The sequence below is a fragment of the Nitratidesulfovibrio sp. 1201_IL3209 genome (assembly GCF_036763125.1).
In the GTDB taxonomy this organism is placed as follows: Bacteria; Desulfobacterota; Desulfovibrionia; order Desulfovibrionales; family Desulfovibrionaceae; genus Cupidesulfovibrio.
Map to the genome: position 1 here is coordinate 184,951 of NZ_JBAIYT010000003.1, position 10,776 is coordinate 195,726.

Sequence of the window (10,776 nt, forward strand, 5' to 3'; positions counted from 1 at the left end):
TGTCCATAGGCGCGGCGTGTGATTTTCGCGGGGGGCGGGGGATTGCGGAGGGTGTTGCGGTGCCCGCCCGGCCATGTGTTCCGCGTCCGCGCCGTTTCGCCTACGCCTGCTTGGCCACCTGCGCGAAAAACTCCAGCAGCGGGCCTTCCGCGCCCTGTTCCACCACGCACGGCCAGTTCAGCACCTGCGTGCCCACCTTTTCCGACACCGGGCAGGCCCCGGCGGCGTACCCCAGCGAGGCCAGTCCCGCCCGCGCGCCCACAATGGGGTCCATGAACCACGTCCACGCGGTGTGCACGCGCGCATCCATCAGCGCCTTCAACTGGTCCGCCCTGGGATGGGTGAACGCCAGCCGGTGGGCGACGATGCGCAGCACCGGGTCGGCATAGGCGGCGGGCAGGTGTGCGGCCAGCGGCGTACCGTAGGCGGCGGTCAGGTAGCGTTGCAGCAGCGCCTCGCGCCGGGCGGCCTCGGCGGGCCAGCGGTCCAGCTCGAACAGCCCGATGCGCGCCAGCACCGCCGGCAGCCGGGCCGGATAGGCATACGCGCCCGTGCGCTCCACCACGTAGTCGTCGTCCAGGAAGGTCATGCCGGGGTCCGACAGCCGCCGCCGCACCGACTTGCCCAGCATGGCCAGCTGGTACAGGCCGTAACTGGCGGGCCGGGCCAGCCGCCGCTCCAGCAGGAACTGGCCGAACAGCCGCCGCTGCTGGGCTTCCGGCAGGGTTGGCGCCTCGGTCAGTTGCGCGGCCACGGCGTCGTACAGCCCCGCGTCGCGGGTGTAGAAGAACCCGCCCACCACCGTGTTCATGGGCTTGGAGTGGTCCGTGGAAAAGAACGCCGCGTCCCCGGTGTTGCCCACGGCCACGCCGTCGCGCGTGGAGCCCACGGTCAGCGCGCAGTCCTCGATCAGCGCCGCCCCACAGCCGTCGGCCAGCGCGCGCAGTTCGCCCACCCGGCAGGGAATGCCGAAGCTGTGCTGTGCGATGATGGCCCGCGTCTTCGGGGTGATGGCGTTCGCCACCGCGTCCGGGTCCGTGCCGAAGGTGGCGGGGTCCACGTTGGTGAACACCGGCGTGGCCCCCGTGCGCAGCACCGCGCTGGCCACCACCGAGCAGGTGAACGCGGGCAGCACCACCTCGTGCCCCGCGCCCACGCCCAGCGCCCGCAACGTGGCGAACAGGGCCATGCGCCCGCCCGCCGTGGCCAGGCCGCGCCCCACGCCCACCACCGCCGCAAACCGGCGCTCGTACTCCGCCACCGTGCCCGCCGCCTGCGCGGGCGATTCCAGCACCCGCCGCACCTCGGCCACCTGCGCTTCCGTCAGGTACCCGTGCCCGGTCACGAACCCGTAGTACGGCCGCGTGCCCAGCATGCGGGCCAGCTCCTTCAGCTTGCGGGTGATGGTGGTCAGCATATGTCGGCTCCTTGGGGAGAAGAGGGGAAGAAGAGTAACCGGGGAAGGGGGAAGAAACCTTTCGGGAAAGGTTTCTTCCCCCTTCCCCGGACCCCATCCCCCTTCTTCCAAAGCTTTTCAATAGGGTGGTTCGTGATGGCGAAGGGGTAGGCACGTGGAATATGACGTCGGCCACTTGCCTTACCCCATTTAAAAAGTTTGGGGGGATGGGGGTACGGGGGAAGGAGACCCTTTTTAAAGGGTCCCTTCCTCCGTTGCTCTTATTTCTCGGGAATCCCCAGTAACCGCCGCCACCGGGGCAAACCGCGATCCAGGGCCAGGAAGCCGGGCGGCAGGTCGGGCGGGGCGGGATGTGCCAGCGCGGCGGCGAGGTCGTCGGCGGTAGCCACGAAGGCGGTGCCGGGCACGCCGAGCAGGGGGCACATGTTGAAGTCGTTGGCGGCGGTCTGCACGATGAGGGGCAAGCGCTGGTAGGCGGCTTCCAGGGCCACGGTGGTGGAGTTGGCCGCCCACACGACCAATCCATGGGGGCCCGGAACAAGCAACTGGGCCACGGGGGTGTTGACCACGCGGGGCGCGCCCCCGGAGGGGAAGCGCGCGGCAAGGCGGCCTTCCACGGGCAGGTTGGGATGCGGCTTGACGACCACGTCGTAGCCGTCCAGCGTGCCTGCCCGTGCGGCCTCGGCCAGCACGTCGAGTTGGTTGTCGGTCTCGTCGGGGAAGAAGCTGGTGACGACGAGCAGGGTGGGCTTGCCGGGCGCGGGAGAAGATGCGGTGCCGGAAGGAGCGTCGGAGGTGGCCGCTGATGCCGCGCCCGGCGCCACGCCCGCAGCCGCATCGGCAAGGTACAGGTAGCGTAGCGCCTCTATCTCGCCCAGCCGTTCGTCGGGCATGCCCGCGTCGCGCATGTGGCCCAGCGCGCCCTGGCCGTTGCAGCACAGCAGGTCGGGCAGGGTGGCGGCGGCGTCCGGCTCGGCAAAGGCGCGGGCGTCCTCGTAGTAGCGCAGGTCGGTGGGCCGCACGGTGGAATGCTGGGTGCCGTACACCGGGCCGCGCCGCGCCTCGTGCATGGCGTGGGCGAGGGACTTTTCCCAGGGGTGGTTTTCCATGGGGAAGATGGTCCATTCCTGCGGCGCGCACACTGCCGCGTAGCGGCGGAAGGCGGCGCGCATCAGGCGGCGTTGCAGGCCCAGCCAGCCGCGCGTGGATTCCGCCCAGTTGCGCTCCATGTACGGCCAGAAATCCATGCGCGAGCCGGGCAGGCGGCACTGCCCGGCCACGTGGCGGGTCAGGCGCGCGGCGCGGATGGCCATGCGACAGTAGTGCGCCACCTCGCGGGCGATGGCCGGAAGGGTCAGGAATTCCTCGATGAAGTGGAAGGCGATGCCGTCCCGCTGCCGGGCGCGGAACGCGTCGCGCAGGCGGATGGCGTCGGCCAGCGAATAGTGCGGCGTGGGCTCGAAGATGAACAGCCAGGTCACCCCGTGCACGCCGCCCTGCTGCGGGTCCAGCGCGTCGTGCAGGCTTTCCCAGTAGCGCGAGCGCAGGCGGCCCTGTGTGGCGGCCTGCACGTCGATGTTGGGGAAATAGGTGGCGATGGTGGAGGGGCGCGGGTGCGCGGGCAGGGCGGCCTTGCCCGTGGCCTCGGGCGCGGCGGGCAGCAGGCGCTTTTCGCGCAGCAGCCACGCGCCCAGGCGGGCCACGGCCTGCACCGGCGCGGGCAGGCGATGGTACAGCGCGGCCAGGCGCTGCTTGGCGGAGAGAGGGCCGGTATCGGAGGATGATGCGGAACCCGCCCCGTTTCCGGCCCCCGCTCCGACCCCCGTTCCAGTCGGACGCAACTCGAACCGGCGGCCGGTGACGGCGCAGAAGCGCAGCAGGATGCCCGCCAGCACCGTGTCGTCGGTGACCGCGCAGACATGGTCGGTGCGGGCCTCCTCGATGGCCAGTTCCAGCGCGCGCAGCTTGGTCACTTCGTACAGGTTGCGGCAGATTTTCGGATGCTTTTCGGCAAGCGTGGTGAACCACCAGTGCGAGAAGGTGTCGCCCACGGCCAGCAGTTCACGAAGGTTGCGGGTGGAGCGGGCGGGCCGGGTCAGCCCCGTCTCGTGCGCCCAGGTGATGTACTCGCGCCGGATGTCCGTGAAGTGCGCCTCCACCAGCGCGGGCACCGAAAGATGGTCGTGCGGCACGTTGCGCCTGGCCCAGTGGGCCACCACCGGGGGCAGGCCGCTGGCTGCGGGCTGCGGACGGGGTGGGGCGTCAGGTCCATCCAGCAGGATGAAGGTGGTCACGAAGGCTCCTTTGCGGCGGGTGCGAAAGGCGCGGGGAGCCGCGCCGGTGCGGCGTGCGGCCCCCGGTGTGGCGGCAACGGGCTCTTAGCCTTTGGCGATGCCTTCCAGCCACATGTTGAGTTGCGTCAGGTCATGCCCCCACGGGTGCGGCGTGGCGGCAAAGGCTTCGCCCCGGCCGTAGAACAGGGTGCCCACGGCTTCGGCGGCGGTCATGTCGGTCTTGGCGTCGCCGACCATCACGGTTTCCGACGGCGGCACGGCCGCCTTTTCCACGGCACGGCGCAGCACGTCGGTCTTGCCGGGCGGCGAGCCGTAGATGGCCTCGAAGTACCGGGCCAGCCCGCGTTCGGTCAGGATGTGCACCAGTTCTTCGTGCGGAGCGCCGGAGCACACGTACAGCGGCACGCGGCCATGCCATGCGGTGATCACGTCGTGCGCGCCGGGCACCATGGGGGCGTTCAGCACGCCTTCGAAGGCGTAGTCCGCGTACTTGCGGCCCAGGTCGTCCATCTCGTCGGAGGTGATCTCGCGGCCCAGCACCTCGCGGTACAGCCATTCGAACTTCTTGTAGCGGCTCACGCCGCCGTGCTCCATGTGGTAGGCCACCAGGCGGTCGCGGGCGTCCGCGCCGAAGGGTTCGGCCACGCGGGCGAAGGCTTCGGTCTTCACATTCACGCTTTCCAGGATGACGCCGTCGCAGTCGAAGACGATGCAGGAAAGGGGCATGGCGTTCCTTCTATCTGGGCAGCGCGTCCAGCAGGTTGCGGATGGTGTCGGTTTCCATCTTCACGCGGGCCTCCACGGCGTAGGAGCCCACGTGCGGGGTCAGGATCACGTTGGGCAGGTCGCGCAGGGGGCCTTCGTAGGGTTCCCTGGCGAACACGTCCAGCGCGGCCCCGGCCAGATGCCCGGAGGACAGCAGCGCGTGCAGGGCGGCCTCGTCGATGAGCCCGCCGCGCGCGGCGTTGATCACCCACGTGCCGGGGCGCATCAGGCCGAGGTGGCGTGCGTCGAGAACGTGCCCGCCGCCTTCGGGCTTGGAGCAGTGCAGCGAGACGATGTCCGCCCACGCCAGCAGCGCGTCCGGTTCCATTTTCGCGTTGGTGTCGCTTTCGGCGAAGGGATCGGCAAAGGCCACTTCGCAGCCGAACGCCTCGAACAGCCTGCCCGTGGCGCGGCCGATGCGGCCGAAGCCGATCAGGCCCACCTTCTTGCCGGACAGCAGGTTGCCCATGCGCTTCTTCCACGTGCCCGCGCGCAGTTCGCGGTCCATGCGGCTGACAAGGCGCATCAGGTCGAGCGCGTAGCCCAGGGTCAGTTCGGCCACGGCCTGGGTGGGCGCGTCGGGCGTGTTGCGCACGGCGATGCCCAGTTCGGCGGCGGCGGCGCGGTCCACGCTGTCCATGCCGGTGCCGCAGCGCGAGATGACCTTCAGTTCCGGCAGGGCCTGGAGCACCCGGCGGGTGAGCGGCTCGGTGCCCGCGGCCACGCCGATGCAGCCCTGCAACAGTTCGATGGCCTCGTCCTCGGTGATGGCGCGGCCCGTGGGGTTGAGCACGTAGTCGATGCCCGCCTCGCGCAGGAGGCGCAGCGGTTCGTCGCTGAACTTGGCGAACGACGAGGTGGTGATGGCTATCTTCATGATTCGTTGTCCTTCGCCTGGAGGCGTAGCCCCGCAGGCATGCCGCGCGATGTGCCGCGCATGGCGTTGTCGACTGGCCCTGTATGGCGGACTGGCTACGCTTCCGGCGGGGTGGCCGCGCGCTCATGCACGCCGCGCTTGCGCAGCGGCTTGGCGGGCACGCCGCCCACCACGGTGTAGGGCTCCACGTCCTTGGTGACCACGGCCCCGGCCCCCACCACCGCCCCGCGTCCGATGCGCACGCCGGGTGTGATGGTGCAGTTGGCCGCGATCCACACGTCGTCCTCGATGGTCACCTCGCCGTACTCGTGGCCCTGGAACATGATGGGCACGTCGGTGCGGTCGAAGTTGTGGTTGGCCGCGCGGATGACCGTGCCGGGGCCCACGGTGACGTGCGCGCCCATGCGGATGTGCCCGCCGTCGGCGTCCACCACCACGTTGATGTTCAGGGCCGCGTTTTCGCCCATTTCCAGCGCGCCGGTGCGGGCGTACAGGTGGCAGCCCTTGCCGATGCGCACGCCGTCGGCCAGCGCGATGTTGCGGCAGCCCTGCACCGTCACCGACTGGCCGAAGCGTACCCGGCCGCAGTGGCAGAACAGCGGCTGCCACGCCACAAGACGCGCGCCTACGCCGATGGTGGTGGGAATCCACGCGAACAGGGACAGCCAGAGTTCCTCGGCGATGGCGGCAAGGCGCGACATGTCGGGCATGCGCGGCATGTGCGGCGTAGGCATGGGTGCTCCGTTACTTCGTGTAGACGAGGCGCAGGGTGTCCTCGGCCATCATGTCCACCACGCGGGCGAGGTCTTCGGGGGTGTCCACGCTGAGGGTGCGCTTGTCGGTGGGCACCATGCGCACCTTTTCACCGTGTTCGAGGATGCGCATCATGTCCACCGATTCGATGATCTCCAGCGGGGTTTCCCGCATGTCGTTGAACTTGAGCAGGTAGTCGCGGCGGAAGGGGATGATGCACACCTGCTTCTGCATGGGCACGTCGGTGACGCCCTTGCGGCGCGAGGGCACGGGCTCGCGCGAGAAGTACAGCGCGTCGGAGTTCAGGTCCACCACCACCTTGACCTCGTTGGGGTCTTCGAATTCCTGCACGGTTTCCATGCGGGCCATCAGGTTGGTGACGTTGACGGCGGGGTCGGCCAGCATGGGGGCGATGGCGTCGTCGATCATGTCGGGGGTGATCATGGGTTCGTCGCCCTGCACCATGACCACGATGTCCACGCGCTGGCCGGTGGCGGCCTCGATCTTCAACAGGGCTTCGGCGGTCCGGGTGGTGCAGCGCACGTGGTGGTCGCCGGTCATGACGGCCTTCAGGCCCGCGCCTTCGGCGTAGTCCTGGATTTCCTTGTCGCAGGTGGCCACGTAGGTGGCGCTGAGGGTGGGGCTCATGGCCGTGCGGAAGGTGACGTGGCCCACCATGGGCACGCCGTGGATGTCGGCCAGGGGCTTGCCCGGAAAGCGGCTGGAGCCCATGCGGGCGGGGATGATGGCGACGATGTTCATGGCTGCTCCTTTGGCGGCGCGGTGCGCCGGGAAATGTCGGGTGTGGAGAGGTGGCGGTTGGTGCCAAGGTCAGCGCGGGTACGCTGCGGGCGGAATCCGCCTTTTGTGGCCGGACTGCGTTGAATCGAAGTTTTTGATGCTCACGTACATAAGTACGCTGCGCTCAAAAACGTCGATTCGCCTTGTCCGGCCGCAAAAATCGTAATTCCTTGCATCATCCCCGCACCAGCCTCCCGCAGCGGAAGACCGCTGCGGGGTATAAGGAAGAAAGGCACGGGAGAAAGGCGGAAAGCCTGGGGAAAGACGGTATCGGGAACGCCCTGCCGTTGCCCTACTCTTCGCGCGGCAGCAGGTAGCCGCCCACGTCGTGCATGTCGGGGTGCAGTTCGCGGTGCACTTCCTCCATCACGCGCAGTACGCCCTGGCCGAGGTCGGTGGTCAGGTTGGGCACCAGCTTTTTCCCCACCTTGGGCATGAAGGCGTAGGGCGTGACCTGGTAGTGGCCGCTGTTGGGGTCGTGCTGGTAGGCGATGGTAAGTTCCTTGCCCAGCATTTCGCCGATCATCTTGAACAGGTCGCCCACGCGCATGGGCTGGTTGCCGGTGAGCACGATGTTCTCGTTGGCGTACTCGGGCTTCAGCACTTCCACGGTGCACAGGGCGGCGTCTTCCACGTGGATGTATTCGCGCAGGGCGGTGGGGCTGCCGTAGTAAGTGATGGCCCCGGTTTCCAGCGCCTCGGCCACGAAGCGGTTGATGGCGTTGCGGCGGTCGGCGCGGGGGCCGTAGAGCGAGCCGTAGCGCAGGATGGTGTAGTCCAGGCCGTGCATGGCCTGGTAGTTCTCGATGTACAGCTCGCACGCCTGCTTGCTGCACCGGTAGAACCCGCCGGACTTGCCGTACACGTACAGCGAACTGGCGAACACGTAGCGCGACACCCCGGCCTTGCGGCAGGCCTCCAGCAGGATGACGTTGCCCAGCACGTTGATGCGCGCGGTGTCCACGGGCTTGCGGTTGGCCTCGCCGATGTCGGCGATGCCCGCGAAGTTGAACACGGCGTCGGCACCCGCGACGGCGGCGTCCACGGCGGCCTCGTCCAGGATGTTGCCGACCACCATGCGCTGGTCGCCGCGCAGGTAGGGCGAGGGCCGCAGGTCCACGATGGTGACCTCGTGCCCGGCGTCGGAGAGCTTGTCGCAGACGTGGGAGCCGAGAAACCCGGCCCCGCCGAAAAAGGTGATCTTCATGTGGTATCCCTTTGGGGCTGTGCCCCTGCCGCCCGTGGGCGGGGTGGTCCGCTACGCCATTCCGGGGCACGGCGAGGACCGTATGGATTCGGTTGCGGGTGTGGCGCGTCGGGCCGTGGCCCGGAATTGTCCTGTCCTTCAGTCAGAGAAAGTTCCTAACGCAGGATTTTCGTCCGTTGGCAAGGAAAACGAGCCCGCCATGAGGGAGTATACTCTTGTTGTATTCGACCGATATGGCGGCGAAGTTTGACGAAGCCAACGGGCGAAAGGGCAAGTTAGGAACCGGGGCAGGCGCAATTGCGGTAGAGGAAAACCGCATCAATGCACCAGGCGATGAACCGGTAGCCTTCGCCGATGCGGCGCGCAAGATCCGCCGTGTCGGGCTGCACGATGTGCAGGCCCATGGGCACGTCGTGGGCGCGCGCGGCGGCGGCGATGCGGTCCAGCGCGGCGAGAAAGTCCGGGTGGTCGAACTGCGCGGTAAGTCCCATGGAGCCGGAAAGGTCGTACGGCCCCACCATGATGGCGTCGAGCCGGGGGTGGGACAGGATGGCGTCCAGGTTGTCCACCGCGCGGATATGCTCGATCTGCGCCACGAACAGGGTGTCGCGGGCGGTCTCGTCCACGTAGGGCGCGAACTCGCGGCCGAACAGGTTGGCCCGGCAGTAGCCCACGCCGCGCACGCCCGAAGGGCCGTCGGTGCGGGGGTACAGCGCCCAGCCGATGGCGGCGTCGAGCTGCTCGCGGGTCTCGATCATGGGAAAGATCAGCCCCCGCGCGCCGGAATCCAGCGCGGCCTTGATGTCGGTCAGGGTGGCTTCGGCCACGCGGGCGAAGGGCGCAGCCCCGCCAAGCTCGATGGCGCGGAAGGCGTCGGGCAACTGGGCGCGGGTGAAGGCGGCGTGCTCCAGGTCCACGGCCACCCAGTCGTAGCCCGACCGGCCAAGGATTTCGGCCACGTCGGTGGAGGGAATCTGCATCCAGGTGCCGATGGTGGCTTCACCCCGGCGCATCTTGTCCCGAATGTCGCGTGCGGTGATCATGATGGTTGCGTTCGCGTGCGGTGCGGCGGCAAGGCCGCCGGATGGTGTGGGGCGGGCGCGGTGGCGTCCGTCGGGGATTGTGAACCGCGCGGGCCGGGCGGCGTGCTGTCATGCTGTTGCTGCCGGTGGCGCGCCCTGTGTCCCGTGGCCCCCGTGCGCGGGCCGCACCGCGCGGCCTGGCGGGGGGCTTTTCAGGCGGTGGCAGTATAGCCGCGCACGATGCGGGGTGCAATATGGCCTAGCGAGGCAATATTAAAGGCCAGCACTGCGGCTGGCCTTGCTTTGTGTCGGAGGAATCTAGGCGAAGCACTGTTTTATTTTTTCGTATTCTTGCGTGGCTCGTCGTGCTTCTTCAAGCGGAACATGCGGCTTTAACTCGCTCAGTCTCGCGGCGCGGCTTTCTATGTCGTCGGTCTTTTTTTCAATATCGATTAAAAGAGCCGTGCCAACCTTTTCAAGATCCTGAACTTTTTTGTCGCCGAGGCATCTCGCTGTTTTAGCGATGAGTTCTTTCCAACCCGCAATGTCTGCGGAGAACTTATTGAGAAAAGTCTTGCCACGTTCCGTGGTTTTATACCGTGGCCCATAAGGAGGGGTGCATTCTGGCTCAATCAAGTCCATATCTTTCATTTCGCTGATCAGATCGTGGAATGAGAAAGAGTATGGTCCGTGTTTGTATAGTGTAAACCCAAGCTCTGTTGGAACTTTTGCGAGTGCTTCGAGGAAATACATGGATTTTTGAAGGTGGGTTTCGCCGCACCAACTATGATTGTCCCGAAGGTCGTTTGCTAGTTGCAAGGTTATTGCGTAGCGATGGTACTGGTTCATACGGTTCCCTCCGGCAGCCACGGCTCAACAAGGTGGTCGTGATTTTCTCTCAGCCATTTCTTAGCGTCACGGAGTTTTTCCGGGGCCACGAAAATGTACGGATTCCTTACGTCTGGGGGGCGTATGGATGGCAGTTCTGCTCGCGCAGAAATAGTGCTTCGCTCGTCATCAATGAGGACGGGGAAATCAATTTCATTTGAGCGTTTTTGGCCTGGGTCCATTCTGACGAAATCTGCACCAAATCTTTCAACAGTCTTTTCGTATATTTGTTTAAGGGCTTCAGGGTTTTTTTTAAGTTCTACTGCGGTGACTTGGTGCGCTAGGCGAAAGTGTCCACGCGATTCAATCCGCCTTGCGGGTTCATGACCGGTAGCGGTCGAATTATACGCAGCTTTGCGAAGTTCGACAAGAATTTCGTTGTCAGTAATTGCTAGATAGTTATTGATTTCTACAGGAATGCCTTGGGGGAATAAAGCGTGCATGAATTCTTTTAAATGCAGATCATACGCTCTGCGAACGTGGTGAAAGTAAACTTGTGAAAACATGGAATATCGTGCCCACAGGAGGGACGCGGCAACGTGTAGCCCGCCTCGTTCAATTCCAATAGCTGGAGCCCAACTGCGGTCGTCGTCATCTTCGCCTTCTGGCGGTGCTTGGAGAATTCGGTTCCTCGACGCGAGACGTGGAAATCAGCTTTCTTGACTCTCCTTCCTGACGCATCGTAGCCTTTCCCTTTGCCCAGGAGGGAAGGAGCCGTGGAAGCTAACGATTTACTGACGTTGGGCCTTGGC

General features: G+C 66.3%; 10 protein-coding genes. All 10 read right to left on the bottom strand.

Going from position 1 to position 10,776, the window contains the following annotated elements:
• Positions 1–100: 100 nt before the first annotated feature.
• Positions 101–1,417 (bottom strand): DegT/DnrJ/EryC1/StrS family aminotransferase, encoded by a 1,317-nt coding sequence (locus V6B97_RS03550; protein WP_333505114.1) that lies wholly within the window; start codon positions 1,415–1,417, stop codon positions 101–103.
• Positions 1,418–1,677: 260 nt separating this feature from the next.
• Positions 1,678–3,711 carry a TIGR04326 family surface carbohydrate biosynthesis protein gene (locus V6B97_RS03555; RefSeq protein WP_333505115.1) on the bottom strand — a complete coding sequence of 678 codons (2,034 nt, stop codon included), beginning with the start codon at positions 3,709–3,711 and terminating at the stop codon, positions 1,678–1,680.
• A gap of 84 nt (positions 3,712–3,795) precedes the next feature.
• Positions 3,796–4,437 (bottom strand): HAD family hydrolase, encoded by a 642-nt coding sequence (locus tag V6B97_RS03560; RefSeq protein WP_333505116.1) that lies wholly within the window; start codon positions 4,435–4,437, stop codon positions 3,796–3,798.
• A gap of 10 nt (positions 4,438–4,447) precedes the next feature.
• A complete protein-coding gene (locus V6B97_RS03565) occupies positions 4,448–5,353 on the bottom strand; it encodes a phosphoglycerate dehydrogenase (RefSeq protein ID WP_333505117.1) in 906 nt (301 codons plus the stop codon).
• Between the two features lie 95 nt (positions 5,354–5,448).
• The gene (locus V6B97_RS03570; RefSeq protein WP_333505118.1) at positions 5,449–6,087 is read right to left on the bottom strand and encodes an acyltransferase; all 639 of its coding nucleotides are present in this window, start codon (positions 6,085–6,087) and stop codon (positions 5,449–5,451) included.
• Positions 6,088–6,097: 10 nt separating this feature from the next.
• Entirely contained in the window at positions 6,098–6,868 is a 771-nt protein-coding gene (kdsB, locus tag V6B97_RS03575) for a 3-deoxy-manno-octulosonate cytidylyltransferase (RefSeq protein ID WP_333505119.1), read from the bottom strand.
• Positions 6,869–7,199: 331 nt separating this feature from the next.
• Entirely contained in the window at positions 7,200–8,114 is a 915-nt protein-coding gene (locus V6B97_RS03580) for an NAD-dependent epimerase/dehydratase family protein (protein WP_333505120.1), read from the bottom strand.
• Between the two features lie 275 nt (positions 8,115–8,389).
• Positions 8,390–9,157, bottom strand: a complete 768-nt coding sequence (locus V6B97_RS03585) for an HpcH/HpaI aldolase family protein (protein ID WP_333505121.1) — start codon at positions 9,155–9,157, stop codon at positions 8,390–8,392.
• A gap of 297 nt (positions 9,158–9,454) precedes the next feature.
• Entirely contained in the window at positions 9,455–9,985 is a 531-nt protein-coding gene (locus tag V6B97_RS03590; protein ID WP_333505122.1) for a hypothetical protein, read from the bottom strand.
• Positions 9,982–10,647, bottom strand: coding sequence for a hypothetical protein (locus V6B97_RS03595; RefSeq protein ID WP_333505130.1), 666 nt, complete (start codon positions 10,645–10,647; stop codon positions 9,982–9,984). The genes V6B97_RS03590 and V6B97_RS03595 overlap by 4 nt, the downstream gene beginning before the upstream one ends.
• Positions 10,648–10,776 lie beyond the last annotated feature (129 nt).